The organism is Salipaludibacillus keqinensis, assembly GCF_003226325.1.
Lineage (GTDB): Bacteria > Bacillota > Bacilli > Bacillales > Salisediminibacteriaceae > Salipaludibacillus > Salipaludibacillus keqinensis.
In genome coordinates this window covers 265,708-292,222 of the sequence record NZ_PDOD01000003.1, presented here as the reverse complement: position 1 = coordinate 292,222, position 26,515 = coordinate 265,708, and the positions used below count along the sequence as shown (strand labels likewise).

The 26,515-nt window shown below is 41.4% G+C and carries 22 protein-coding genes; 7 read left to right on the top strand and 15 right to left on the bottom strand.

Features of this window, described 5'->3' with window-relative positions:
- Positions 1–96 precede the first annotated feature (96 nt).
- Positions 97–606, top strand: a complete 510-nt coding sequence (locus CR194_RS13635) for a VanZ family protein (protein ID WP_110610237.1) — start codon at positions 97–99, stop codon at positions 604–606.
- Positions 607–654: 48 nt separating this feature from the next.
- On the opposite strand, the gene CR194_RS13630 is transcribed toward CR194_RS13635, so the two are convergent.
- Positions 655–1,266, bottom strand: a complete 612-nt coding sequence (locus CR194_RS13630) for an STAS domain-containing protein (RefSeq protein ID WP_110610236.1) — start codon at positions 1,264–1,266, stop codon at positions 655–657.
- Positions 1,267–1,296: 30 nt separating this feature from the next.
- Positions 1,297–1,500: a hypothetical protein gene (locus CR194_RS13625; protein ID WP_110610235.1), complete on the bottom strand. Its 204-nt coding sequence runs from the start codon at positions 1,498–1,500 to the stop codon at positions 1,297–1,299.
- Between the two features lie 196 nt (positions 1,501–1,696).
- On the opposite strand from CR194_RS13625, the gene CR194_RS13620 reads away from it, so the two are divergent.
- The 3 genes from CR194_RS13620 to CR194_RS13610 all read left to right on the top strand — a co-directional run bounded on the left by CR194_RS13620 (position 1,697) and on the right by CR194_RS13610 (position 3,568).
- Complete coding sequence (locus tag CR194_RS13620; protein ID WP_110610505.1) at positions 1,697–2,014, top strand: rhodanese-like domain-containing protein; 318 nt, start codon at positions 1,697–1,699, stop codon at positions 2,012–2,014.
- A gap of 206 nt (positions 2,015–2,220) precedes the next feature.
- Complete coding sequence (locus CR194_RS13615; protein ID WP_199228177.1) at positions 2,221–3,075, top strand: dimethylarginine dimethylaminohydrolase family protein; 855 nt, start codon at positions 2,221–2,223, stop codon at positions 3,073–3,075.
- A gap of 298 nt (positions 3,076–3,373) precedes the next feature.
- Positions 3,374–3,568, top strand: coding sequence for a hypothetical protein (locus tag CR194_RS13610; protein WP_110610234.1), 195 nt, complete (start codon positions 3,374–3,376; stop codon positions 3,566–3,568).
- Positions 3,569–3,807: 239 nt separating this feature from the next.
- Here the strand turns inward: CR194_RS13610 and CR194_RS13605 are convergent, their stop codons facing one another.
- The 4 genes from CR194_RS13605 to CR194_RS13590 all read right to left on the bottom strand — a co-directional run bounded on the left by CR194_RS13605 (position 3,808) and on the right by CR194_RS13590 (position 8,978).
- Complete coding sequence (locus CR194_RS13605; protein ID WP_110610233.1) at positions 3,808–6,015, bottom strand: TRAP transporter permease; 2,208 nt, start codon at positions 6,013–6,015, stop codon at positions 3,808–3,810.
- A 35-nt stretch (positions 6,016–6,050) separates the two neighbouring features.
- On the bottom strand, positions 6,051–6,557 hold the full coding sequence (locus CR194_RS13600; RefSeq protein WP_110610232.1) for a DUF1850 domain-containing protein: 507 nt from the start codon (positions 6,555–6,557) through the stop codon (positions 6,051–6,053).
- Between the two features lie 89 nt (positions 6,558–6,646).
- Complete coding sequence (locus CR194_RS13595; RefSeq protein WP_110610231.1) at positions 6,647–7,681, bottom strand: TAXI family TRAP transporter solute-binding subunit; 1,035 nt, start codon at positions 7,679–7,681, stop codon at positions 6,647–6,649.
- 241 nt (positions 7,682–7,922) lie between these two features.
- On the bottom strand, positions 7,923–8,978 hold the full coding sequence (locus CR194_RS13590) for an NAD(P)H-dependent amine dehydrogenase family protein (protein ID WP_110610230.1): 1,056 nt from the start codon (positions 8,976–8,978) through the stop codon (positions 7,923–7,925).
- 244 nt (positions 8,979–9,222) lie between these two features.
- On the opposite strand from CR194_RS13590, the gene CR194_RS13585 reads away from it, so the two are divergent.
- The gene (locus CR194_RS13585; protein ID WP_110610229.1) at positions 9,223–10,161 is read left to right on the top strand and encodes a LysR family transcriptional regulator; all 939 of its coding nucleotides are present in this window, start codon (positions 9,223–9,225) and stop codon (positions 10,159–10,161) included.
- Between the two features lie 187 nt (positions 10,162–10,348).
- Here the strand turns inward: CR194_RS13585 and ggt are convergent, their stop codons facing one another.
- The 3 genes from ggt to CR194_RS20900 all read right to left on the bottom strand — a co-directional run bounded on the left by ggt (position 10,349) and on the right by CR194_RS20900 (position 13,035).
- Entirely contained in the window at positions 10,349–12,142 is a 1,794-nt protein-coding gene (gene ggt, locus CR194_RS13580; RefSeq protein WP_110610228.1) for a gamma-glutamyltransferase, read from the bottom strand.
- 454 nt (positions 12,143–12,596) lie between these two features.
- Positions 12,597–12,779: a helix-turn-helix domain-containing protein gene (locus CR194_RS13575; RefSeq protein ID WP_110610227.1), complete on the bottom strand. Its 183-nt coding sequence runs from the start codon at positions 12,777–12,779 to the stop codon at positions 12,597–12,599.
- Positions 12,780–12,816: 37 nt separating this feature from the next.
- A complete protein-coding gene (locus CR194_RS20900) occupies positions 12,817–13,035 on the bottom strand; it encodes a pentapeptide repeat-containing protein (protein ID WP_110610503.1) in 219 nt (72 codons plus the stop codon).
- Between the two features lie 80 nt (positions 13,036–13,115).
- Between CR194_RS20900 and CR194_RS13565 the strand changes: the two genes are divergently transcribed.
- Positions 13,116–13,676: a transposase gene (locus tag CR194_RS13565; protein WP_158282269.1), complete on the top strand. Its 561-nt coding sequence runs from the start codon at positions 13,116–13,118 to the stop codon at positions 13,674–13,676.
- 173 nt (positions 13,677–13,849) lie between these two features.
- Here the strand turns inward: CR194_RS13565 and CR194_RS20585 are convergent, their stop codons facing one another.
- Together CR194_RS20585 and CR194_RS13535 are read right to left on the bottom strand one after the other, a co-directional pair.
- The gene (locus tag CR194_RS20585; RefSeq protein ID WP_233254364.1) at positions 13,850–19,066 is read right to left on the bottom strand and encodes a peptidoglycan-binding protein; all 5,217 of its coding nucleotides are present in this window, start codon (positions 19,064–19,066) and stop codon (positions 13,850–13,852) included.
- Between the two features lie 233 nt (positions 19,067–19,299).
- On the bottom strand, positions 19,300–20,301 hold the full coding sequence (locus CR194_RS13535) for a LacI family DNA-binding transcriptional regulator (RefSeq protein ID WP_110610225.1): 1,002 nt from the start codon (positions 20,299–20,301) through the stop codon (positions 19,300–19,302).
- Positions 20,302–20,925: 624 nt separating this feature from the next.
- On the opposite strand from CR194_RS13535, the gene CR194_RS13530 reads away from it, so the two are divergent.
- Positions 20,926–22,497 carry an esterase/lipase family protein gene (locus tag CR194_RS13530; RefSeq protein ID WP_110610224.1) on the top strand — a complete coding sequence of 524 codons (1,572 nt, stop codon included), beginning with the start codon at positions 20,926–20,928 and terminating at the stop codon, positions 22,495–22,497.
- 682 nt (positions 22,498–23,179) lie between these two features.
- On the opposite strand, the gene CR194_RS20300 is transcribed toward CR194_RS13530, so the two are convergent.
- The 4 genes from CR194_RS20300 to CR194_RS13515 all read right to left on the bottom strand — a co-directional run bounded on the left by CR194_RS20300 (position 23,180) and on the right by CR194_RS13515 (position 26,443).
- Entirely contained in the window at positions 23,180–23,323 is a 144-nt protein-coding gene (locus CR194_RS20300; RefSeq protein WP_158282268.1) for a hypothetical protein, read from the bottom strand.
- Positions 23,324–23,570: 247 nt separating this feature from the next.
- Complete coding sequence (locus CR194_RS13525) at positions 23,571–24,803, bottom strand: ATP-binding protein (RefSeq protein WP_110610223.1); 1,233 nt, start codon at positions 24,801–24,803, stop codon at positions 23,571–23,573.
- A gap of 29 nt (positions 24,804–24,832) precedes the next feature.
- Positions 24,833–25,381 (bottom strand): VanZ family protein, encoded by a 549-nt coding sequence (locus CR194_RS13520; protein ID WP_233254363.1) that lies wholly within the window; start codon positions 25,379–25,381, stop codon positions 24,833–24,835.
- A gap of 228 nt (positions 25,382–25,609) precedes the next feature.
- Positions 25,610–26,443 carry an N-formylglutamate amidohydrolase gene (locus tag CR194_RS13515; RefSeq protein ID WP_233254362.1) on the bottom strand — a complete coding sequence of 278 codons (834 nt, stop codon included), beginning with the start codon at positions 26,441–26,443 and terminating at the stop codon, positions 25,610–25,612.
- Positions 26,444–26,515 lie beyond the last annotated feature (72 nt).

Below are 26,515 nucleotides of genomic sequence, written 5' to 3'. Positions count from 1 at the left end.
GGTTTGACCAGTTAGACATACAGCACTTAAACATAAAAACTGATGTATAATTAACAGTTCCTGGTTAATACTAGATTACTAGAGGAGGGATTGTCGATGAGGTATATCTTACTGTTAGTCATTTTCATTTCAAGTACAACGATCGTTCTATCGATTTTGGCGCAAACGGGGGGCGCAGTGGATATGGCTTCTATTCGCGGCATATACAAAGAAGATGCATCGCCTCTATTTATGTTCGATCCGAACAGTTCGTTTTACTATTTTTACTCTTTTGCCGAGACACCGGATTTAATTTCGCGGAAGTTCGGGCACTTCATCGTGTTTGGTTTACTTGCATCATCCTTTTTCCTTATCGTTCCCTTGAGGCACCTTCCACTTAGAGGAGTTATTGCGATTATATGTGCAACTTCCATTGGCATCATTGATGAGTTTCACCAGTATTTTTTAGTGGCAAGGAGCGGTTTAGTTCTCGATATCGTCATCAATTTCATAGGAAGCACGGTGTTTGTGAGCACCCTTGTGATCTTTTTACAACCTGAGAAAATCGACAAAACTCCAACCTCCACATTTAACCTACATAAACAAAATAGCGAGAAGCTGCATTAAATTAAAGGTAAAAAAAACGACGGGTCCACGTAGAGGACCCATCGCTCGTTATGTTGATTTGATTAACTTGAACCCGATCCAGCTTAACGCTTGTTTTAAACTACTCTTCATTATTAATTGAGAAATTTCGGATCCCGTTTTATGGAAGTGCATCGCCTGGTCTGGTCTCATACCTGTTAAGATCGGTATGGCACCTAATAACTGCAGAGACTGGGTGAGTTTCAAAATATTATTACTCACAGATGAATCACTGATCACAAGCCCTGACACGTCGATGATAAAGTATTCGATGGACGCTTGATAACTCTTCGAAAGCACTTGTTCCAAAATCACTTCTGAGCGAACCTCATCCATTTCGCCCACCAATGGAAAAATGACGACGCCGTCAGCAATAGGAACAATCGGTGTCGATAACGACTGAATCCGACTTTTCGCTTCATCCAAGTCAATTACGTAGCCAAGCAAGTTTGCCATCGTTTGAAACAATTCAATTTCTTCTTCCTTGAACTTTCGGGCTTTATTATCGAGGCCACAGAGTGTTCCATAGTTTTGGCCATTGCCAAATGTAATGGGCACACCCAGTAATGTCCCCCCGCCTAACTCTTTCGTAACAGACATATTTTTCGTTAAGGGATGGCCACTTAAATCTTCAATAAGCAATGACTCACGGTCATTGTCGACGATAAACTGTCAGTAAGAGTCCCCATAGTCAATCTGAAATCCCTCTTCAATTAATATGTAATCTCTATTAAAAGAATGGCTGATTTCTACTTGCTTTTTATCATTTCGTGCTACGAACACGGTGTTTATATCTATGAACTGGCTTAACCTACGTAAAACTTCGATAGCTGTTTGTTCCAATTCTTTATAGTGACCTTTCGATAAATACTGCAAACTGTATCCTCCTTTAAAACCTTCGAAAATCTAATCTGAACTTATTGGAAATTATAACATAAACGTACATTAATAGATTCTTTGAAAAATAATGAAATATTTTCTAACCATTAAAATCGGTCCAAATTGTGCTCTTTACAATATACCCAATGGGGTATATAATAAATGAGAAATCAATGGAATGGGAGAGATGATCATGATTCAAAAAAGCGCGAATCAAATAGAAGAAAAGTTACTAGCAAACGAGGAACTAAATGTGATTGACGTCCGGGAAACAGAGGAAGTGGCTACAGGAAAAATACCTGGTGCCGTGAATATCCCTTTAAGCCTGATTGAATTTCGCATGCATGAATTAGACAAGTCAAAAGAGTACACGATGGTGTGCCGGTCAGGTTCTCGTAGCGGATTAGCGACTCAGTTTTTACAAAGCCACGGTTTTCAAGTCGTCAATATGACCGGGGGTATGATGGAATGGGATGGTGCCGTTGAACGAGCGAAGCAATCTCAGCGGTAAGAAAACAAGCATCTATACGATGCTTGTTTTTTTGTGACGTTTTTTCTTGTTGGAAGATCTTACAAGGATGTGGAGAGAAAAGAAAAACCGTGCCATAATGGCGCTAATAAGAATTCCAGAGGTTTTATCTAGAGAAAAATGGGAATTATACTACTAAATCCTTTCCCCACATTCTTTTAAAAACCGTCTAACTGGAGGACCCCTCAATGGAAATTTTGAAACCATCCGTCGAATCAAGTTGCACAAGCGAATTTAATAAGTTAAAACGGGTGATCTTATGCGAGCCGACATACATGAGCATTGAAGGAAAGATAAATGAAACCCAAAAAAAGTTCAAAGACGACGAGTTTCATTTAGATACCGCGATAAAGCAGCACGAAAACTTAGTGAATACCCTGCAGAAACAAGGAATCGAAGTGATTTCACTCCCCCCTGAAAAGAACTTTACCGAACAAGTTTTCACGAGGGACATTGGATTTACGTTAGGGGAGATGGTGTTTGTTGCGGAAATGGCTCAAGGTGCGCGCAAGGGAGAAGAAAACGTCCTTATTGACTGGTTAAAAAGAGAAGGAGTTCCTTACTACAACCTGACAGGGAATGTCATTGAAGGCGGAGACGTCATGATTCATGGCAAGAAAATCTTTGTCGGTTTGAGTTCTCGTACCAATCAGCAAGCGATTGATAATCTGCAGTCACGGTTACAAGAATATAAGGTATATACCGTTCCAATAGATGAAAAGTACCTTCATTTAGATTGCGTATTTAATATCATATCGGAGACGGAGGCGCTCTATTTTCCAAAAGCCTTCACCGAAAAAGAAATACAGTTGTTAGCCGAACACTTCACGTTGATCGAGGTGAATGAAAGAGAACAATTTACGATGGGCACAAATGTCCTCTCTCTAGGTGACAAAAAAGTCCTCAGTCTACCTGTCAACAAAGAACTAAACGACCAGCTTCGTAAACGGGACTTCGACGTCATCGAAGTCGATATTTCTGAAATCATTAAATCCGGCGGATCATTCCGCTGCTGTACGCTTCCTATTTTAAGGGAGAGTTGATAAGAACCGTCCTGTTCTGAACAGGACGGTTTTTGCTTGTACCGGTAATTAAAATGAATGATTAACAGGATTTCGATCTGTTCATTTTGTTTTTGAAGACGAAATGATTCGATTGGCTGGACAACAGCTGGTTTTGGCTGAACACCTCCTCAATTCGGCTGGACACATACCTTGTTTGGCCGAACAACTAAAGTTTTCCTCTGGACGGAGGATATTTATTTCCAATCACTGATTAATTAATAACAAATGTGACAAAGAATAGATTATAATAGACATATTAATGTTCAGGAGGAATGACATGTCAGAGTCTAACGAAACAAACCAGCCGACAAAAAAGGTTAGTTTACAAGAAGCGATAAAGCAGCAGCTTGCCAATAAGAAGAAGACCCAAAAGGATAATAACACTAAAAATAACCATTTAGACAACAGCAAGAAAATGAAGAGTCAGCAAGCGAAACAGACTTCCACCACTCGACGAAAAATGGGTGGATGATGAGCGCGAATGTAAAAGAGGACCTCGTAAACCGTTAGCTGGTTTGCGAGATCCTCTTTTCTTATTATATGAGTAACTCAGCTCTATTTCTGGCGACCATCTTGCTCATTTAGGGAGCTCCATATTACCTCAACCCTGTAGTGATCTGAGATAACTGGATGTCCGTACCGTAGAAAACGATACGAGATGTCTGAACCTCAGCGGGTCCTGCCGAGAATCACCCTCGGCAGGCACAAGTATTAAGCTTCCTTTGCTAGCTCTTCTTTATCTTTTAACTTTTTCCCTCGAATAAATTGGGTCGTAAATAGGATGGCGACGATGCCGATCCCGATTAAGTCACTAATCCAATGGTGATTAATTAGCACGAGTGCAGCAATTAATGCGGCGAGCCGTTCAAACCAATAATATTCTAAAACAAACCATTTTTGAATAACCGAAGCAAAAGCAATAATCCCAACCAGAGCCGTGAATATATTGACTCCTACAACCATCCATGAGGCATCGGTAAGAAGCAAGATCGTTGGATTCGTTGCAAAGGCAAATGGAAGAAGGAGCGCCCCTGAATCATACTTAAAACCTTGAACCCCGGTCCTAACCGGTTCGGCGTTAGCAATCCCGGCAGTGGCATAGGCTGGCAAATTAATCGGCGGTGTATCATCTGCTAACACCCCATAGTATAAAACGAATAAGTGAGCTGCTAACACGGGAATGCCTAGTTGCACGAGTGCTGGCGCGACCATGGCAGCCAAGATGACATAAGTGGCCGTCGTCGGTAGCCCTAAACCGAGAATTAAACAAGCAAAGACTGTTAAGATTAACGCAAAATACAGCTGTGTATTTTCAAACGTTAGAAACGCTGGCAACACGTCTGCTAGAGTGCTTGAAGAGGAGATAATCAAGTTCGACAGTTTTAAAGATAGGCCAGTTAAATTGACGACACCGATTAAGATCCCCGCAGTTGCCGTGGCCACAATGACAGACAATGAATTTCGTGCCGCAAGCTCTAATCCACGAATTAACTGAGCAAATCCGTATTTTACCGGAGCCGATTGGACCTTCAACCCTTTTTGAGCCACGGCAAACAGGGCCGCAATGACCAAACTGATGACAACTAAATACGGGATTTCAGCTCTCCACTGAATATCTCTAGCCGTAAATTGATTAACGAATGTGATGATATACTGCAAACTAAAGGCAAAGGCCATCAGTGCCCCTGCATAGAGCAGGCTTCGGGCCATTTTTTCCTTGAACCCATGAGCAAATACCGCCAGAATTAGAATGACCACGATAGCGAAGAACGCAGCATTTGGTACAGTGAATCGTTGGACAAGAAAATAAATGAGCACGAACACAGGCAGAATGAGATAGCCTTGTTGAAGCAATAATTTTCTCGCAGACACTAGTTCACTTTTTTTCAAGCCTTGAATGTTATGTCTAGAGGCTTCAAAATGTACCATGAGTAAAATGGCCACATAGCTTAGAATAGCTGGAATCATCGCACTTCTGATGATTTCCACATATGAGATTCCTGTATATTCGATCATCAAAAACGCAGCAGCGCCCATAACGGGAGGTAAAAACTGTCCACTGGACGAAGCGGCAACTTCAATTCCACCTGCGACATGAGGCCTGAACCCCACTCTTTTCATTAGGGGAATCGTGAATGTGCCTGTCGTTACAGCGTTCGCTGTTGAACTCCCAGAAATACTACCAAGCATTCCACTTGCCACAACAGCTGCCTTAGCAGGTCCCCCTTTGAAACGACCGAACGCTCGTAAAGCTAAATCAATAAACATTTTACCCGCGCCAGTTGATTCAAGAATCGCTCCGAAAAGGATAAAGATAAAGACGTACGTAGCAGATACGCTTAGAGGGGTTCCAAAAATCCCTGCTGTCGTATAACCCATTTCATAAAAAAACCGGTCGAAATCGGTTCGAGTATGTCTTAGGATTCCAGGCATGGATTCCCCTAAGAAATAATAAGCGATGAAACAAGCAGCAATGATCACCAGGGGTTTCCCGACGACCCTCCTTGTTGCTTCCAGAACTAATGCGATAAGGGTGACAGCGACCACTTTATCCATGAATTCTGGTCTCGCGCTTAATATGGAGGCAGACTGCTGATTTTGAGCAATATAGATTCCGACGGTGACTGCAATCGCGGCCAACACCAAATCATACCAAGGAACTTTCGTTTGACCCAATCCTTTCTTCAACGGGTAAAGGATGAACACCAAGGTGAGCCCCATCGTCAAGTGAATAATCAAGTGGGATCTTGTCCCAACTTGAAGGCCAAATCCAGCTGTATAGAAGTGATAAACTGACAATAATATACTTAGAACTAAAAATAAAAGCGCCCAATTCCCTCTAAGAATCCGGTCACTAGAATGTAGTTCTTGAGCTTTTACATTCTCTGATGTTTGTTTATCTGATGTATCCTTCTTCATCATGTTCGCTCCTTTCCTGAAAAGTAGATTGAACTTTACTGATCGGCTGTAAGTCTCTCAAACATAGTTAGAGGGCTTGTTTTAATCGTGATGAGATTTCTCCGAAAAGGCTCTTCTGATAAGATCACTTCCTCCTCTTGGAAATGAAAGGTATGTAATTGAAGATGGGACGGAAGCATCGTTAATTCATCTAAAGGGTCTTGAATATTTCTGATCACGTAGTAGCCGTCAACTCTCTCTACTTCGCCTTTATGTTCGAAGGGAAGACCCGCTCCAAAGGATCTAGTCCAACTCTCCATCGCCAACATCTGACCATCTGGACCAAGTTTGAATTTTTCAATCACTTTTGATTTTTCAACGGAATGTATGTACTCATGTCGAAACCACTCGTCTTCATTAATTGGCTTCTGCCAGAGAGTATTTCCTGAATTTCTTTCTTCAATAATAAGCATGTGTGAAGGACTGGATTGAACAAGAAAATACATCCAAAGCCCTGTGAAAAATAAAATTCCTATGCTTGTGGGCACAATAATTTTTTTCATAGTACATTCTCCATAACGATTTCACTCTCGTTTGATAGAAAAGGGCATTGCTTGCCAGCAATGCCCTTCTTGAAATGATTCAAGGCTATTTATTGTTCATCGAAATAACGCTCTGCGCCTGGATGCAAGTCGATCGGCATACCATCTTGTGCCGTGTCTAATGTAATATTGCTACCAGTAGCATGAGTTCCTTCAATGACATCAAGGTTCTCAAACATCGCTTTCGTCATTTCATATACTTGATCCTCAGAAAGGTCGTTGCTGGCAATCAACATCGCTTGCACAGCTACCGTCGTTGCGTCATTCTCTGTGCCATAGACATCACTAGTAATCTCGTATTCCGTATAGTACGGGTATTCGCCAGTTATGTCACCAATGACATCTTCGTTAATGCTGACAATGACCACGTCACGGTTCGCTTGCAATGACTCAATGGCACCTGTTGGCGTTCCTGCAGTGATAAAGGCTGCATCAATATTTCCATCTTGAATCCCTCCGGATGCATCCCCGAAGTCCATGTATTCAGGGTTGATATCATCGTAAGTGATCCCATGTGCTTCTAATATTTGGCTCGCGTTCGCTTCAGTACCAGAACCTTGGTCACCTACAGCCACACGCTGACCCTCTAAATCTTCAACGGTTTCGATCCCACTGTCTTCAGTAGCGACGATGTGCACGACTTCTGGATAAAGCGTAGCAATACCAGAGAAGTTGTCCAATGATTCTTCAAACATCACCGTTCCTTCTTGTGCATAGTAAGCAATGTCATTTTGTACGAGAGCAAACTCTCCCATTCCGTCTTGGATATCATTAATATTTACAACGGATGCTCCCGTTGATACCCCAGTAGCCTGGACGTCATCTACTTCGTCGTTAAAGATCTGTGCCATGGCACCGCCTAGAGGGAAATAAACCCCTTGCTCCCCACCGGTCAATACAGTCACATCAGACATCCATTCCCCTGAAGCTTCCTCATTACCCTCTTCATTATTTCCATTATTCTCTTCCGTTTCGTTTTCATTTGCCGGCTCATTATTTCCTGTGGTTTCTTCTGCATTGTCTCCACAGGCTGCTAGTATCAACATCATTGACGACATTCCTAACAACGTTTTGAACTTCTTCATGTTTACATGACCCCCTAATGAATTTTTTGTTCTCTTTAATATCAGGCTCTGTTATCGGTGTGGATATAAAACTCTCAAGGAGCTCTCTAATATCAACAACAGCCTTTAACCTAGCCTATTTAAGACCCGACTGAAAAAACTTACAGTTTTCTCTTTCTTTTAAATTATATCTATATTCTGAATTTTCAACAACCATTTATTTATAAAAATGGTCGAATAGTGAAATAAATGTTAAATTTAGCTAAGATATTGTCGCTGCCGATTCTGTTCTTGCGCCTGCAGGAGCAAATGGATTTCTAGGTAGAGGAATGTCTGCCATTGTCACTAATCCTTCAATATGATTTTTCCCAACTAATTTAGCCATATTGATCGCCATAGCGGCTGTGGCTGTATCACCGAAAATACCACCAGGGATCACCAACTCTAGCTTTTCTTCACCTTCAAGGATGATTCGGTCTTCTTGAGTGACCCCGGCTGACATGATTAATTCGAGCGTGATCGTTCTGCCGTCTGTGGCATGCCCTTTAACAATTTGATGCTGACCGCTCACATCACCTTTCTTGAAATCTCCTAAAGCTAAGTGTAAATCTTCAACAGCGATCGTTGGCTTGATGTTGTTCGTTACTTTATCCAACTCGATCTCCAATCCATAAGCAATCAGCCTAGCAGACTCTTCTAAGCCAACATGACCAATTTGGTTTTTACTAGCAAGCACTTCAAATTCCGCTGTTGTCATTCCTACACCCACTTTTTTCTGAAGGGGCACTCGTCTTTTAGATACATCTACGTTGCGCTGGACTTTGATGTCACTAACGGAATTTGTCACTGCGGTTAAACAGAGTGTCATCGTATCCATGATAAAACCTGGGTTCACCCCTGTACCTAACACAGCCAACCCTTTTTCCTTTGCATAGGCATCGATCTCTTTCGATAGTTCCGGGTACCGGTGCCATGGATAAGATAGCTCTTCACAAGTAGACACCACAGAGAATCCATGATCTAATAATTCTTTGATTTGTGGCCACATCTTTTCTAAATTAGAGCCAGTGCAGTGAATCGCCACCTTGTTTCCTTCCTCTTTGGCTGAAGTGGGAAGGTCATTTAAGCTAGAGACGACTTCTTCCCCCATGTTTCCAGATCCGATTAATTCACCAAGATCTTTTTCAACTTTATCAGGGTCAATATCAACACCCCCGATGACATTCAACTGATGAATCTCTTTCATTTTCTTCACAACTTCCAGCCCAATTGGCCCTAGACCGAATTGCAGCACGCGTACTTCATTGACAGATTTCATAGATTCAATCCCCTTTCACTATTGACAGCTTATAGGAAAACTTTAACATCGGCGCTCAATGAAAGAGAAATAGTTATTGGTTATATATTTATAACTTACTATTATAAATATATTTCCTGACTATCGCGCACGCTCTAGCATACTAGGATAAATATAAAATTGACCCAGGCACTCCACCACTTGTACGATGTATTTATAACTTTTTATAATAAACCATATTCATAAAGAAGGAGACTTGACCACTATGAATCTTCATGCCCTTCGCTACTTCCTTGAGGTGGCCGACAGTTTGAATTTCAGTAAAGCAGCCAAGAAATTACACATTTCTCAGCCAGGATTAAGTCAACAAATTGCAATGTTGGAAGATCATTTTAACTTTAAGCTCCTTGTTCGAACCACTAGAAACGTTCGACTGACAAAGGAAGGGAAATTTTTGTATGAACATTTACTCCCTTCTTTTGAAAATATCGAAAAAACGCTGCAAGAAATAGAGCACTCTGGCAACATTCCACAAACAAAAATAAACATTGCCGCAGTCCCATCAGCCGCCAGTAATTGGATTCCTCATCTCCTGAATCAGCTGAAACAGTCCTTTGGCGAGATGGAATTTTATATTCAAGAAACGTCCTCGGCCCATGTGATTGATCTTGTTAAAAACCGCGAATACGATATTGGCTTATTTCGCACACCTACCAGTATTCGCCAGACACAAGAAGACAACTTGAAAATTTTAGAATTCTCTAGGCACAAGGTTCAACTTGTGCTTTCATCTAACCACCCTCTAGCCAGCTGTGATTCAGTGAATTTATATGATTTAAAAGATGAAACGTTTCTTCACTATGACCCTGAAAAGTCTCCTTCTTTGCATTCAACGTTGGAGCATGCCTGTCTGACCGCTGGTTTTATTCCGAAAACGCTGGGCATCGGACCTGAATTATTAACCATCGCCAATTTAATCTCTCATGATATTGGCGTCACCTTGATGCCGACAGACATGATTGACCTTTTACCCTCTCACCAAATCCAAGGGGTAGATATAAAAAACCAAAACCTGCACAGCTCCATTTCCGTTGTGTGGAACAACAACAGTTACATCCCGCCTTTAACCTTGTTTGCTTTAGAAACTTTCAAGAAAATCGCTGACGAAGCAGGGATAAACAAGGAACAGCTGTTTGAAGAATAAGAGGAATAGTTTTGAGGTGAAGGATGATGAGTGTTGTGGCTGGTTTGAGGGGGTTTGTAGTCGGTTTGAGCTCTCTTGTATTCCGTTTGACCGACCTTGTAGTCCGCAACCGAATCTCCCGAGTAACCTTTCACAAAAAAACCAGAGCCGCATGAATGCATCCGGCTCTGGTTTTTCTCACTTATGATTACTTTCCTTGGCCTTTCCCTTTTCCTGAGCTATTCCCTGGTCTGTTAATACCAATGGCTGCCCCTTCTCTTCGTTCATCTGCAACCCCAACAAATTCTCCTGTTGCTTCATCTATCAATATGGTTTGCACATTCCCTACAAGATTCGGGTTGGCCTGAAGGCGGTGGCCTAAGTCGGTCATTTGTGCGCGAACATCCGCGGGCACTCCTTCTTCCCACCACGTTTCAGTTGTGTGAGTATTGTAGATCCGAGGCTCTTTCACTGCTTCTTCAAGATCCATATCGTATTCTGCAATATTCAGGAACACTTGAAGAACAGCTGTAATGATTCTAGGTCCTCCCGGTGAGCCAAGTGTCAGGACTGGCTTCCCGTCCTCAAGAACCATCGTTGGTGTCATGCTACTCAACGGTCGTTTATGAGGCTCAACTTGGTTCGCACCGCCTGGCGTAGCATCGAAATCCGTTAATTCGTTATTAAGCATGAAGCCATAGCCTGGTACCATGATTCCTGATCCGAAAACCTGTTCAATCGTACTCGTATAAGATACGACGTTACCTTCACGGTCAGCCACGGTGAAATGGGTGGTTTCCCCTGGTTTACTATCGGCGTCATGAACGGTCGCTTCCACTTCATAGTCGGCTGCTCCACCTTCATAACTCCACGGGTCGCCAGGTTCAATATCGGTCATGACAGAATCAAGTGAAATCAAAGCTCTTCTTTCATCAATATAATCAGGGTGAAGAAGTCCGTCTACCGGTACATCCACGAATTCCGGATCGCCGGCGTAAGCCGATCTGTCAGCGTATGCCAGTCTCATTGTTTCAGAGAGTAGATGATATTTTTCAAATGAGCGAACGTCATATTGTCCCAAATCAAAGTCTTCTAAAATCTTCAGCATTTGAATAAGAAACGTTCCACCTGAACTCGGCGGTGGCATACTAGCAATCGTGAAATCTTTGTAATCACCATAAACTGGCTCATCTATCGTTAAGTTATAGTTAGCCAAGTCTTCAGGGGTCATGCTTCCACCAAAATCCTGCACGGTAGCGGCAATAGCTTCGGCCACTTCTCCGTGATAGAAAGCATCCGCGCCATGAGAGCGAATGGATTTCAGCGTGTTGGCTAAATCAGATTGAACGAGCACATCTCCTTCGCTAACGGGCTCTCCTCCAGGCAAAAATACATCAGCTGCTGCTGATAACGATAGTTTTTCCTCATTACTTTGTATTGCTTGAGCAAGCTGATTATCTACCTCAAAACCTTTTTGAGCGAGCTGAATTGCAGGCGTTATTAATTGTTGGCGCGGTCTAGAACCCCAACGGTCAAGAGCTTCCTCTAAACCTTGTAATGTTCCCGGCACTCCTACCGCATTTCCGTGTCTCACTCTTTGTTGGAAAGGAATAATGCTTCCGTCTTCATTAAGGAACATATCTGGCGTCGCTCCTGCCGGGGCCCTTTCTCTACTGTTGACGATGGATACTTCATCTGTATCAGCATCGTACACCATCATAAATCCGCCGCCACCGATTCCTGACATCATCGGTTCCACGACGTTAAGCGCATACTGAATGGCCACCGCAGCATCGACGGCATTCCCTCCCTTATTCAATACATCTGCTCCTACTTGAGAGGCGATCGGATGTGACGTGGAAACCATCCCATCCGTTCCCATCGCTACAGATTCTGCAAAAAAATCATCATTTTTTGCACTAGCGTAGAACGGGTTCATCGTGAATAGTAAACAGAAAACAGTTAACAAAGAAATCACTTTTACTAAATTTTTATGTCTCATACATCCGCCTCCTTAATTAATAATATTTGCTTCACTTAACGAAAAATCGAGCCGCTCCCCTCCTAAAACTAAAATATATTAACTATTCATAATATTACCATTATTGGTAGAGGGTCATTGATAGCTATATCTTATAACTGCATAATTTAAGCTTATATTTTGAACATAAGTACTAAAAGATGTCATCACTCTTCTGGAAAAACGAACAAATGAGGATTTTTCACAAGAAAATGACTAGAAAACTAGACTCCTCCAACTCTATTAAGCTAAAAAATTGAGTATATAGATCTAATAATAGAGAGAGGGGCTAGCATTTGCAGTGGATATGTAGCTGGTTTGAGCTCAGCTTGGCTGGTTTGTTCCTGCTCGTAGTCGGTTTTAATTTCTATGAAGCCCTCAGCCCTTAGTGAGAACAACAATTAGTAGATCACTCCTCAAAAAAAGTAACCTCGAATTATTTTACGAGATTACTTTTTTTAAACTTTTCAATGGCATGGGTGAGTCTCACTCTTAATGAGTGGCTGAGAGGTCGTTTGTTATTTTCTACTCTATATATGTAATTCTTCGACATGCCCGCGTGTTCACCGAGCTGTTTCTGTGTCATTCCTGCTTCTTTTCTTGCTTTTTTCAAATCCATGTATGTTCTCCTCCAACAAATTCTCCTAAGCTAGTAGTTATATCGGATACTTTGAAGGTTTTTTCACGTGGTATTTGTTTTTTCTGAAGACGGTTCCGGTGACGTCGGTTCCGGTGACGTCGGTTCCGGTGACGTCGGTTCCGGTGACGTCGGTTCCGGTGACGTCGGTTCCGGTGACGTCGGTTCCGGTGACGTCGGTTCCAAGAACGAGTGTTCTTGGAACCGACTTCTCTCCTGCTTTTAGAAAAGTTACTATTTTTGTTGGAAATTACTCTTGTTTTTCTAAAACCATAAGTATTTAATAAAGGTAGATTACATTTAAAAGGAGTGATGAATTTGGGAAGACCGAAAAGAGAGTGGCATCCGAGCAAGTACTATCATGTCATAGGAAAAGCGACGAGGAAGGACGCTCTTTTCCGAAATGCTGAAGACAAGACATTCTTTCTACAATTAGTTAACGAAGCCCATCAAAAATCCCCGATAGAACTTCTTTCTTACTGCTTCATGAAGACCCACTACCACCTTCAACTTCGCACACAATACCAAAGCTTGACTAAACTTATGGGACCTATAAACCGCTCCTATGCTAAATATTACAATAAGAAATACGAATTAAGAGGCCCTCTGTTTGTCGATCGTTTCAAATCAATTGAGAACGGAGGAGTCGACGGTATTTTAAGAGTGAGTCGATACATACACGATAATCCCAGAAAATTTACTTCTAAGGTTGAAAACTACAAATGGAGCTCCATTCAATATTACCTTCCAAACCCCACTAATCACCATGTAAGTCCTCCCGATTTCATAGATATTCAGACCATTTTAAATCACTTCTCCGGAACTCTAAATGAGCAGAAAAAAGCTTATCTATTTTGGTGCCGATTCAAGGGATTATGACGTTGGTTTTAACCGGTGTGCTGGTTCCAGGGACGTTTGTTCCTGGAACCGTGGTTCCGGTGACCAGAGTTCCGGGAATAACGGTTCCAGGAACCCGGCATCGTCACCACCCTCACCAAAACAAAGAAAACCCCAAGTGAATTAATCACTTGGGGTTTTCTTTGTGTTTTTTTTTAAGACAACTCTTCAATTTTTGCTAATGTAACAGGATCTGCAATTCCATTAACTGCTAAGTCATAAGCTTCTTGGAATTGTTTTACTACTCCAGATGTTACTGGACCATAGTTTTCTGATGGATTGGATGGGAAGTTTCCAAAGCCAAGTTCCGTTAGGTGCAATTTCAACTCTCTGATTTCAGGAGCTGAGTTTCCATCTGTATAGACAGATGTGAATAGCTCATTCATGAAATCTAACGTTTGTTGATCTGCAACGGCTGTGTGATCAAGACCGTAGTATTCTTGGAAGCTTAAGACTACCGCTGATGTAACAGGTCCGAACAGTTCAGATGGCTCTGCAGGGAAGTTTCCAAAACCAAGCAGACTCAAATGTTGCTTCATCAATTTCACTGCTTTGCCTGTGTCCCCATTTTCATAAGGGATTTCCATAGCTAGTTCAGCGATTTTTGCAAGCGTGACAGGGTCTGCGATGCCATTAACAGCCAAGTCTTGTGCACTTTGGAAGTCTGAGACGACTCTCATTGTGACAGGACCGTAATTCTGTGACGGGTTAACAGGGAAGTTTCCGAAACCAAGAGAAGTCAAATTAACTTTTAACTGTCTGATTTCAGGAGCTGTGTTACCGTCAGTGTAAACAGATGTTAAGATGTCTCTGATTAAGTTAAGTGTCTGTTGGTTTGCCTCACCAGTGACTTCAAGTCCATAATATTCTTGGAATTGAGACACGACACTTTCTGTAATCGGACCATAGTTTTCTGATGGGTCAGCAGGGAAGTTTCCAAAACCAAGTTTAGTTAAATCCTGCTTCATCCACTTGATTTCCTCACTAGAATCGCCATCTTTAAACGATAGTTCTCCCACAAGTTCACTAATTTTTGCTAGTGTAACAGGATCTGCAATCCCATTTACTACTAGGTTATTAGCCTCTTGGAAGTCAGCTACAACGCCCATTGTCACTGGACCGTAATTTTCTGACGGATTCGTTGGGAAGTTTCCGAAACCAAGTAAGGTTAAATCTAATTTAAGCTGTTTGATTTCTGGAGCAGATTGACCATCTGTGTAAACAGAGTTCAAAATGCTATCCAGTAAATCTAACGTTTCCTGATCTGCTTCGCCTGTTACTTCAAGGCCATAGTACTCTTGGAATTGTGTCACAACTCTTTCTGTGACAGGACCGTAATTTTCTGATGGATTAGAAGGGAAGTTTCCGAAACCAAGTGAAGTTAATTTCAGTTTCATTTCACGGATTTCTTCACCAACGTCACCATCTTTGTATGGGACTTCTAAGCCTTCTCCAGGTGTTTCTTCTTCTTCAACAACTTCTACTAATCTCACATTGTCGATAAAGAGGTCATAAGGAACAGATAGTTCAGGATCATTTTCTCCTCTTCCTAATCCAAACATCAACCTATAATCTCCTTCAGATCCTACATTGATGTATGCCTCATATGTTTCCATTGAGCTTCCTACATCAAATTCCATAATGCCTGAATTAGAATCTACTAGCTCTACTCTCACTTTACGATCGAGCTCAGATCTCATGTCAAATTCAACTTTGTAAATGCCGCTTGGGACGGTCACATCTTGCATGAATTGCATGTGCCACCATGCCCAGCCTACTTGTTGAATCGTTGCTTTTAATTCTTCATCTACGATAGAGAAATCTGCTAGTCCAGCATTTGGATCGTAGTTACCCATATTGAAGACATTCCATACGATCGAATTGTTTTCATCACCAAATTCAGTTGTTTCTTCAAATTTGCCATCAATGATTAAGTTGTCTCCAACTTCTTGCCAATTTTTCGTTTCATCGACTGGTGGCGTTTCTTCGTCTCCGTCTCCTGGCTCGTCACCATCGCCTGGATCAATCCATTCTCCTGGTGGTGGATGTTCTGCATCGGCATCTTCATAGACACGTACATATTCCACTTCCATTTGACCTGGGAATTCTGTTGTTTCATCAGGTTCTCCACCATACCAGCCACCAACGGCTAGATTTAAAATCAAGAAGAATTCTTGATCAAACGGTGCAGGGTATTCTCCATACTTCGTGCCCCACTCTGTTTTCGTAGAATACAATTCATCGTTGACATACCAGCGAATTTCACCTGGCTCCCATTCAATGCTATACTCATTGAATTCAGTCGTAGATTGTCCTTCAGGGAAGTCATATTCTGCTGCAGAATAAGTGTTAAGAGGCCAAAGATCACCGTAATGGATCGCCGCTCCCACTTTATCTGTTTCAGATCCTCTGTTTTCCATGATGTCAATCTCACCAGATGCTGCCCAGCCTCCGTAAACGTCATCTTGAGGCATCATCCAGAATGCAGGCCAGTAGCCTTGTCCTTCAGGAAGTTTAATGCTTGCTTCAAATCTTCCATAAGCTTGACTGAATAGTTCATCCGTCAATATTTTTCCAGACGTGTAGTCGTATTCGCCATGCTCGTCACTTACTGTTTCTTCACGAGCTTCAAGAATAAGGCGTCCGTCTTCTACTCGAACGTTGTCTTCTTGATACGATTGGGACTCATTATTTCCCCATCCGTCTACCCATTCGTCGCCACTATAAAAACCATTTCCGATATCGATGCGCCATTTGGAAGTGTCGAGTTCATTGCCTTCAAATTCATCGCTCCAAGTCAATTCCCAATTAATATCGCTTGGGTCTGTTGGTTCTGACGGTTCACCGTCACCTTCGACAACTTCTACTAATCTTACATTGTCGATAAAGAGGTCGTAAGGAACGTCTAGTTCAGGATCGTCTTCTCCTCTTCCTAATCCGAACATCAACCTATACTCTCCGTCAGCGCCTACATTGATGTATCCTTCATAGGTTTCCATGGAGCTTCCTACATTGAATTCCATAATGCCTGACTCGGATCCTGCAAGCTCTACACTTACATTGCGGTCGCGTTCAGATCGCATATCGAATTCAACTTTGTACGTACCTGCTGGCACAGTCACATCTTGCATGAACTGAATATGCCACCATTCCCAACCAACTTGTTGGATCGTTGCTTTTAATTCTTCATCTACGATAGAGAATTCAGCTAAACCAGCCCAACCTTCATAGTCTCCTAGATTAAATACGTTCCATACGATTGAATTCTGCTCATCACCGAATTCAGTTGTTTCTTCAAATGTGCCATCAATGATTAAGTTGTCGCCAACTTCTTGCCAGTCTTTTGATTCATCAACTGGTGGCGTTTCTTCGTCACCGTCTCCTGGATCTTCGCCGTCACCATCACCTGGATCTGTCGGTTGTCCTGGCTCGGGATGATCTGCGTTCGCATCTTCATAGACACGTACGTAATCAACTTCCACTTGACCTGGGAACTCTGTTGTTTCATCAGGGTCGCCACCATACCAGCCGCCAACGGCTAGATTTAAAATCAAGAAGAATTCTTGATCAAATGGAGCTGGATATTCACCATTTGCTGTTCCCCACTCAGTTTTCGTAGAATACAATTCATCATTGACATACCAGCGAATTTCACCTGGCTCCCACTCAATGCTATATTCATTGAATTCAGTCGTAGATTGTCCTTCTGGGAAGGTGTAAGATTGTTCTGAATAAGTGTTACGTGGCCAAACATCACCGTAATGAATCGCCGCTCCCACTTTATTTGTTTCAGAACCTCTGTTTTCCATAATATCAATCTCACCAGAGGATGCCCATCCACCGTAAACGTCATCTTGTGGCATCATCCAGAACGCAGGCCAGTAGCCTTGTCCTTCAGGAAGTTTCATACTTGCTTCAAATCTTCCGTAAGTTTGACTGAATAGTTCATCTGTCAAAACCTTACCAGATGTGTAGTCATATTCGCCATGCTCATCACTTATTGTTTCTTCACGAGCTTCAAGAATAAGGCGTCCGTCTTCTACTCGAACGTTGTCTTCTTGGTAGGATTGTTTCTCATTATTTCCCCACCCGTCAATCCATTCGTCGCCATCGTAGAAACCATTTCCGATGTCAATTTTCCATTTTGAAGTGTCTAATTCAGTTCCTTCAAATTCATCACTCCATGTTAACTGCCAATCTGGTTCTGTTGGATCTGTTGGTTCGTCTCCATCACCTGGATACGATGGTTCAGAACCATCAAAAGACAAACTATATGGAAGTTCGATTCGTGAAGCTTCATTAGGTGCATTGACCTTAAGCTCACCGTCACTACCACCAATTGCTAGTGAAACTTCCACTCGAATACTCCCATTTGTAAACTCACTATAAGAATCTCCTGTTACATTTTGATTGAATTCACGCGTGAATTCTTCATATGCTCCTGACTGTGTATTTCCATCTGTTGCTATCCACGATGTTTCTTCTGTTCGATCCCAATTACCATCTCCATTAAAATCGTAGGAAGCTTTTGCTACAAAGTCTAATGCGATATCTAAACCGTTCAAGTATAAATTAGCCAATGTATTTCCGGATCCATTATATACTCCGGTCACATTATCAATCTCATAAACCATTGCTTCTCTAGATTGAGGCAATATATCTGCTTCTGCAGAAGTTCCAGGTTCAACAGATAATGCTCTTGATTCTCCTCCGCCAATAAGGAATAACGTGTTGTCATTCTCTCCTGGTTCACTCACATCTCCATTTGATGGAGGACCTGCTTGTCCAAAGAATTTTAATTCATCAAAGTAATACGTATCCCCTGTTCCATCATTTCCAAAATCGAAAAAGATTGAAATCATGTTAAACGTATAGTCATAAATTAAGTACTCTGTCCCTGGAGACTGATTTGAAAAATCAAATTCTAACGTTTCCCACTCGTTTGAAGTCGTTGTCACTGCTCCAGTTTCAACGGAACGTGTAGGGTCTCCCTGTTCTTCAGCTTTAAGTCTAACTTCAATTCCTTCTTTAGGTGAAAACACTTTTACTGACATTTTTGTATTGTCTTCAGTAAACGGTATTGCCTGAATTGTATTTCCTGGTGCTTCGCCAAAGGTCGTTCCAGCCCATGTGGCAGCACCTTCAGTTTTTACTACTTCAACTACTTCATTTGACGCATCTGTTGGATCTTCAGCGAAGCTAGATGCCGCACCACCAAAATCCTCAAGGACGTATTCAACACCACTTTCACCAAAGTTTACTAATACCGTTTCGTCCTCTCCATCGCTATGCTCATTCGCTTGAACAAGCATACTGAAATTCGGAAGCATTAGTAAAAAGATCATAAACCAGCTAAAAACTTTAACTTTCATAAACAAGCCCCTCTCATTTTTTCAAATAAAAAATTAAGTAAAAAATAGGTAACGGACAACAGGTCAGACGGTAGTCACCTCCTAGAATTAATAAAAATTACCGAAAACGCTTTCGATTTGTCAGATAATTTAAAGTAGACATGGCGTATATCTACTTTTTACTGAAATATCTTCTATTGTTTCATGAGCGAAAGCGCTTTCGAAATTATGAAAAAGGTTAAGCTACTAATAAATTATTTGATAGCTTTAGTAGTTTCCCTTTTAATCAACTCAACTGGAACAATGGATATGGTTGGATCTGTTTTATGATTGATTTGTTGTAATAACAATTCTGCCGCTTGTTCGCCAATCTTGTCCATGTCTTGTTTAATGGTTGTTAGCGACGGCGAGATTTGACCGGACAATTCAATATCATCAAACCCGATGATGCTGAAATCGTCTGGGACGTTCAACCCTGCATCTTTAATTGCTTTCATGGCACCTATCGCCAAATTATCTCCTGCTGCGAAAATAGCGGTTGGTCTGTTCTCAAGTTGGAGCAAAGTTTTCATGGCTTGATAACCACCATCTACAGAGAAAAGTCCACCCTCTGCTATAGACGAATTGTGAAGCTGATATTTTTCGACTGCACTCTTGAACCCTCTTAGTCTTTCTAAACCTACAAATGTTTTTGAGTGACCTGAAATGTGGGCGATGTTTCGGTGTCCTAATGAATAAAGGTAATCTACCGCCAGCTCACTGCCACGCATGTTATCACTATAAACGACATTTGACTTTGAAGTATGGGAATCAATAATGACATTTGGTAACGAGGATCCGATGATCTTCTCCACTTCCACATCATCATAGTTGGAACTAACGACGGCAATGCCATCTACGCCCCGGTGAAGAGCGTGATCAAGATAAGTCATTTTTTCACCACCGACATATCGGTTTAAGAAAATTAAATCGTACCCTTTTTGTTCAACACTCTTTTTAAAACCTTCGATCACCGAATTAAAGAATGGATGCTTCATCCCGATGCCAAGGTCTTCGACAAATATAATGCCAAGCGCCCAAGATTTTTTCGTTGACAATGTACGAGCCACTGAATTTGGATAATAATGCATATCCTCTACTGCTTCTAGGATAAGCTTTTTCGTTTTTGGACTTACATCCGTATAATTATTAAGTGCTCTGGAAACGGTTGTAATGGAGAAACCTGTTTTTTTGGCAATGTCATATATTGTTGTCATTTTATTCTCCCTCGCGATTTACGGAAGCGCTTTCGTTAAATATAAATATACTGTCTTTATTTGGTGAAGTCAAGATAATTTCTGAATAATAGAACAATATTTCCCACTATATTGGTGATTTTTCCCTTTATGGATCCTTTGTAGTTAAAAGGTGGTTTGAGGTCGTCTCAGGTTCCGTGAACGATGGTCCCTGGAACCCTTGTTCCCGGAACCGACGTTCCGGGAACCAACATCTATCTGTTTAAAAAGAAGTAGATTTTATTGATAGATAATCTATACGCTAAATAAGAACCGTCCTTGGTTGGCAATTTGAAATGCACGGTATGACGGATCATTCGAACCCAGACATGCTTCTCGGTCAAAAAAGTAACGGTTAGCCAATATTTTCCGCTGAACGTCTCCCTTTGTTGGCCAAACAACCTTGATTTTTCAACTCGACAAATATCGAGGATTGACAGTCATTACCCGTGAAATTTGTTGTAATATTTTTCAAACTATCCCGCTATTTTGAAAGGGTTTTCACAGACATGCTTTGAAATATATATAGAATACTTTTGAGATATTAAATGAAAGGAGGAACCATAGTGTTTTTTTATAATTTGAACTTAAAAGGAGAGAAAACATTTGAAAAAGAAAATTTCATTACTTACTCTGGCTTTAGCTCTACTTGTTACTTTCGCCATTCAAGAAATAGGTCTCGCTAATGGGAATTTTGAGGAAACAATTGGAACCCCCTTTGAGCCAGGAACGATTCATATTGGTATCCTGCCAGATGAACGGGATGCTGAAAAGCCAGTCATCGTGTTTGTCCAAGGATTAACAAATAACTCCAGCACATGGTACCAAGGTAATAATATGTACAGTTTAGCCCAACAAGAAGGGTATGAAACAGCTTTTGTTGAATTGTACGATTCTGGTGGTACCCCGAAAAGCTACTGGGATAATGGAGAATTGCTTGCCCATCAATTAGAAGAGATATCTGAGTATTTCGACGGAAAAAAGCTTGTCGTTGTAGGCTACAGCAAGGGTGGCGTCGATGCGCAAGTGGCTTTGATTCATGAAGGAAAACACCATTTAGTATCAGATGTGATCACAATCGGTTCCCCTCATAAGGGCAGTGAATTGGCTGATTTAGCCAACAGTTCTTCGCTGGGGTGGTTAGCGGCATTAATAGGTCAAAACAGTGAAGGAACTGCAAGCTTACAAACCGGCGTGATGAACCATTTCAGATCGATTACAGACAGCCGTTGGGAAACTCAGCAAAATCGCTACTACACGATTGCCGGGAATCGAAGCGGCCCTTTGTTCAGCAACTATTGGTTTGGCGGGGGCTTCATTCCTGGTCCAAGTGACGGCGTGGTGTCTGTAGAAAGTGCTTATCTTCCTTATGGCAACATGCTTGCGATTGGAAACTGGAATCATGGACAAGTCCACCAAGGATCGAACGCTCTGCCCGTGTTCAAAAACTATTTAACGACATCAAAACCTATGGAAGAAATCGCCTATGATCGCTTGATTAGTCAGTCAGATGGAGATTATTTAGATTATATCGTTCGAGGGGGCAAACAATCAGGCATAGCTGAAGAAATATTCGCTGTGGAAAAGGATGTGAAGAAGCTTACGATCAACTGGATGAGTGCCACTGAGCTTGATACTGTTGAACTCATCGCACCTGGAAGTAACGAGAAAAAGGTTTATGATGTTGAAAGTAAGCAAGATGAGACAGGTTACTTTGAGGGAGCTTGGCATCACTATCTTGAAATTGAAAACCCTAAAAAAGGCGATTGGACTATCCGGACCCATACTAATGAAAATTCAGCCTACGCTTTCTTTGTGAAATTCGATTCAAAGTTAAATAAGCAATTGAAACTTGTTGAAGATCGCAATAAGAAAAACTGGAAATTCGAAACGGAATTTACACCTGGAAACAACAGGGGGCAAGTACCCTTCGAGATGTTCTACGAAATAAACTTTGTCCCAGAAAAAGGAAAAGCAAATAAGAAAATCGGCCATAAGATCCGCGACTACAAGCAAAGCCAAAGACAAAATGAGAATAATCAAGTAACCATTCCAGACCGAGGGGAAGGAGCGTATAACGCGACAATTGATATTGAAGGTGTCACTCCTGAAGGTGATAAATTTCAGCGGACTGTCATTAAATCGATTTACATTGACGACAATGGAAATGCCTATTAATTTCAATGTTTAAGTCGTAGTTATTAAGTTAGCCAACCATAATTAAAAAATTTCTTTCTCTAATCTGAACGTTCTGCTGTATAAACATATAGTTTGGAAGGAGAGCAACTATACTTTTTGCGACATAAGATGATCCGTCAGATGAAGTTCATACTTCCCTGGCGGATCTTTTTAATATGCACATATTAACTTGCATCATCCTATAGGTCCTGTTCATTTTTAGGTTCATCCTGATGATTTTTTGTCGTGCTACGTAGCATGCCCCTACGGATCTGAACGAAAACATGAGTAACTTCGAGTAATCACAAGGTAAAATTCGAACTCTCGCCAAATAGAGGCTGCCCGCTTTAGGCAGCCTCTTAAATTACATGCTTTATATTCAAGCCTCATGAATAGATCAAAATCGTTTATTTTGCATAAAAATGAATAGTAGAGGTTATTTTCCGGTCACCACGACGATACTGTATTTACTTAGTGCAGAATGATGTGAAGTTTAGGAGGGAATTTGCATGAGAGAACATGACTTTGTCGTTGGGTTAGCTTGGGGTATTTTATTTAGTATTCCGTTGTGGGTTTCGATCTTTGGATGGGTGAAACTGGTCTCAAGGTTGATTTAATAGGTTAGTGCTCTTTTTTAAGCAAAAAAAATCTCAGTTCTTTGACTGAGTAAAAGATCCTAATTCTATTCTTCTCCGTCTTTCATCATCATGACTTCTCTTAAACGCGTTTCGATATACGACATCATTTCACCAGTTTCCTCGGAAGCCTGCTCAGTGCCTCGTCCTTTGATGTCTTCCATTAATTGTGTCAATTGATCAATTCTCACTCTACTAATCCCCCTTTTTATAGTAAATTCGTAGATATGCCTAGTACTTTATCACGAGAAAAATAAAAATGTTGTCGAAATTTGTAGATAACTCCATTTTTATACAAAAAACTTAAAACTACTGGTGGTTTTTAAAGAGACAGTTCTTTCATAAAAGACAAAAGCAGCCGCCCTAGTTTAAAGGTGTGGCTGCTTTTGTCAATCTAATCGTAAGAGATATCCACGTGTTTACACGTTAGTTCAGTCATTACAACGTAATACGAAAGGTCGTGCCCACACCTTTTTCACTGTCTACATCAATCTTGCCGCCCATTTTATCTATCGTACTAAACACCATAAGCATGCCGAGGCCTGTCCCCGCTTCTTTGGTAGAGTAGTAAGGATTCCCCATTCTTAACACTTCTTCTTTAGACATTCCGACGCCAGTGTCTTTGATCGTGATGACAATGTGCTTTCCGTCATCTGAAATACCCACAGTTAACGTACCGCCGTGTTCTTTCATGGCTTCGATGCCGTTTTTGTATAAGTTAATCAAGCACTGCTGGATTTGGTTTTGATCAAACTTTTTAGTTAACGTATTGGAAAAGTGAAAATCCAAACTGACTTGGTGTAAGTTTGAATAAGCAACCATGATGTTATTTACGTATTCTACTTCAGTTTTCAAATCGGAAGAGACCATGTTTTCCGCTTGCGGCTTGGCAAGGGATAGAAAGTCCGACACAATCCGTTCGGCCCGATTTAATTCTTGTAAAGAGAGATCAATATAGCCTTTTTCCTTCTCATCTATGTTCGTCGATCGATTTAAAAGCTGCAAAAACCCATTCGTTACCGTTAATGGATTTCGTATTTCATGAGACACGCTCGCTGACAATTCACTCATGACGTGAAGTCTTTCTGATAGGAACAGTCTTTCTCGAGTGGTCACATTGTCGATGATTTTCTCAATCACTATCATGATAATGACGCTGCTGACCACGTGGATGGTTAGTACATTCCCTGCGATGAGCCAAAACTCTCTTTCCGTAGGAGGATAAAAAGGAGCGATCGTAGCAAGATATAAAACCATCGTTATAAACGAGACAATCCCCGCGATGACAATACGCTTTCGAGATTTTTGCTGAATGAATGTTTTACTTAAAAGAGGGACGAGTAGAAAAATCACCGTTGAGAAATAAAACGAGAAAAGAACTCCTTCTCCTCCGAGAAAAAACCGGTAGATGTTCAACACCACATAGAGAGGCAAGGCGACGATATATCCGCCAAACAAGGACGCAACCGTAAATGGAACATACCGCAGATCAAAAATCGAGCCAATATCCAATTGAATCGGGAACGTCATACAAAGAACCATGGAAATGGCTGAGAGGAGAACCACATACGTCTTATGCTTGGTGAAAACGAATTTATTCTCAAAAAATATTAGATAAGTGACGACGGGAAAAAGTAAAAATAAAAAATTAATCAGTAATGTTTCGGTCAAAATGGAACGTCCTTTCTATAGCTGGAAAACTATTTTCGAACTGATGCCAACGGACTCTTTCTTTTTTTCAGACAAGTGAACAAGGCGCGGACAAAAAAATACAGACCTATCCCTGTACCGGCGCCGGCGCTATCAATAACAACATCCCTCACTTCACCACTTCTACCTGGGATAAATAATTGATGGACTTCATCTGAGATTGCATAGGCGACACAGATCACGAAGGTTGTCACCACACTTTTGGCACCATACACACCGCTTTGTCGTAACGCATGAATCGTCAATACGCCGAGGACGAGATAAGCTACAAAATGGGCACTCTTTCTGATGAAAAAGTTAAAACTGTTTATATCTATCGTTGCAAACGGAACGAGCGTTTCCACTGCCTGCAAAATCATTTGCGTAATGCCTGTACTCAACTCATTGGACTCTGTTGCCGGTTGGTGGGACAAGTAGAAGATCAGACCCATCCACAGAAGAACACTCGTCCATGAGAAAATTTTTGAAACTTTCATATCATTTATTTCCTTTTCTTCTAGCGTATGTTTCAAGTCTCGCTCCATCGTATCACGTTTCAAGTGTTCTTACATGATCTATTTTTGAAACTTTGCGAATGGAAATCAGCTCACTTCAGCGTTAAAAAAAGAGGAAGATCTCGCTCCTTTCTAGCGCATGAATGAGCCAATCAAGACCATGGCGGCCGTTGATTCAGTTCATTAGCAAAATGGGAGCTGAAATCTTCCTCGTTATTTAGATGAAATTGGAGCTCGTTAGGTTATTTTTCTCTTTCATTGAAATGCGCAATGTTAATCTACATTCTCAACGAACGTAATCAATGATTGAAGGAGCCGGTAAAAAGGTTCGTTGTTATGCCTTGCTTGGCGGTAATCCATGTTGATTTCCAGTTGCATGGCTTCTGTGTCATAATGGCTCCACGTGTGCTGGGTCACCGTTCCTTCATGAGTGGCTGGGAAACTATCATTCTCGTAAACACGAAGGATCTCGTGATGAGTAAGAATCGCCGTCAATTCTGCCACCCATTCATCCCTGACCGTCTCCCCGTAGTTCGTACCGATATCTACATCGAATGAACGGTTTCTAGAGGCTCCATGTAAATCGATCACTAATTCAATTTCGTGCTGATCAATGATGTCACCGATTTTTTCTTTATAAGGTCCGCCTAAGACGTGATTAGCGTCTTCCCCTTCATATGTATTATAGATAATATGAGCACCTGTATATTCTTGGATCAATAGAGCCATGGCCCCCGTATAAATCTCCGCCGGTCTCACTTCCTGTTCCCGAATGTGCGTCGTTGTGTGGGGAGTTGAGATTAACACGTTGACCTCGCCTGTCCCTTCCAAGAATTCATACGGGAAATCTGCTTCTAAATCTCCACTATTGCCGTTTTGAAAAAAGCGTTCCTCTAAGTGAATACTCTTCTCTCTTAACTCTCCCGCTTCAAATGTTTCCGTTAGTTGATCCGCACCTTCATTACTGAAGTTCTCTACGATAATGTCTTGTTCCGTTTCTTCGTTATGATCTTCCACTTCTTGCTCTTCCTCCTCCGTTTCTACTACTACTTCTTCCGTCTCTCCCGCGCACCCAGCGACTAGGATCATCGTCAAAAAGATGAACAATATATGTTTAATCTTGAATCACTCCTTTTAATTTAACAATTCTCATACCGACTTGCATCTCCTCTTAGCACA

What these genes read in the sequence shown, in the direction of transcription:
- CR194_RS13535 (WP_110610225.1), bottom strand. Translation starts at nt 20,301, where the DNA reads ATGACAACAATATATGACATTGCCAAAAAAACAGGTTTCTCCATTACA.
- CR194_RS13615 (WP_199228177.1), top strand. Translation starts at nt 2,221, where the DNA reads ATGGAAATTTTGAAACCATCCGTCGAATCAAGTTGCACAAGCGAATTT.
- CR194_RS20585 (WP_233254364.1), bottom strand. Translation starts at nt 19,066, where the DNA reads ATGAAAGTTAAAGTTTTTAGCTGGTTTATGATCTTTTTACTAATGCTT.
- CR194_RS13605 (WP_110610233.1), bottom strand. Translation starts at nt 6,015, where the DNA reads ATGAAGAAGGATACATCAGATAAACAAACATCAGAGAATGTAAAAGCT.
- CR194_RS13585 (WP_110610229.1), top strand. Translation starts at nt 9,223, where the DNA reads ATGAATCTTCATGCCCTTCGCTACTTCCTTGAGGTGGCCGACAGTTTG.
- CR194_RS13610 (WP_110610234.1), top strand. Translation starts at nt 3,374, where the DNA reads ATGTCAGAGTCTAACGAAACAAACCAGCCGACAAAAAAGGTTAGTTTA.
- CR194_RS13635 (WP_110610237.1), top strand. Translation starts at nt 97, where the DNA reads ATGAGGTATATCTTACTGTTAGTCATTTTCATTTCAAGTACAACGATC.
- CR194_RS13575 (WP_110610227.1), bottom strand. Translation starts at nt 12,779, where the DNA reads ATGGATTTGAAAAAAGCAAGAAAAGAAGCAGGAATGACACAGAAACAG.
- ggt (WP_110610228.1), bottom strand. Translation starts at nt 12,142, where the DNA reads ATGAGACATAAAAATTTAGTAAAAGTGATTTCTTTGTTAACTGTTTTC.
- CR194_RS13595 (WP_110610231.1), bottom strand. Translation starts at nt 7,681, where the DNA reads ATGAAGAAGTTCAAAACGTTGTTAGGAATGTCGTCAATGATGTTGATA.
- CR194_RS13600 (WP_110610232.1), bottom strand. Translation starts at nt 6,557, where the DNA reads ATGAAAAAAATTATTGTGCCCACAAGCATAGGAATTTTATTTTTCACA.
- CR194_RS13620 (WP_110610505.1), top strand. Translation starts at nt 1,697, where the DNA reads ATGATTCAAAAAAGCGCGAATCAAATAGAAGAAAAGTTACTAGCAAAC.
- CR194_RS13590 (WP_110610230.1), bottom strand. Translation starts at nt 8,978, where the DNA reads ATGAAATCTGTCAATGAAGTACGCGTGCTGCAATTCGGTCTAGGGCCA.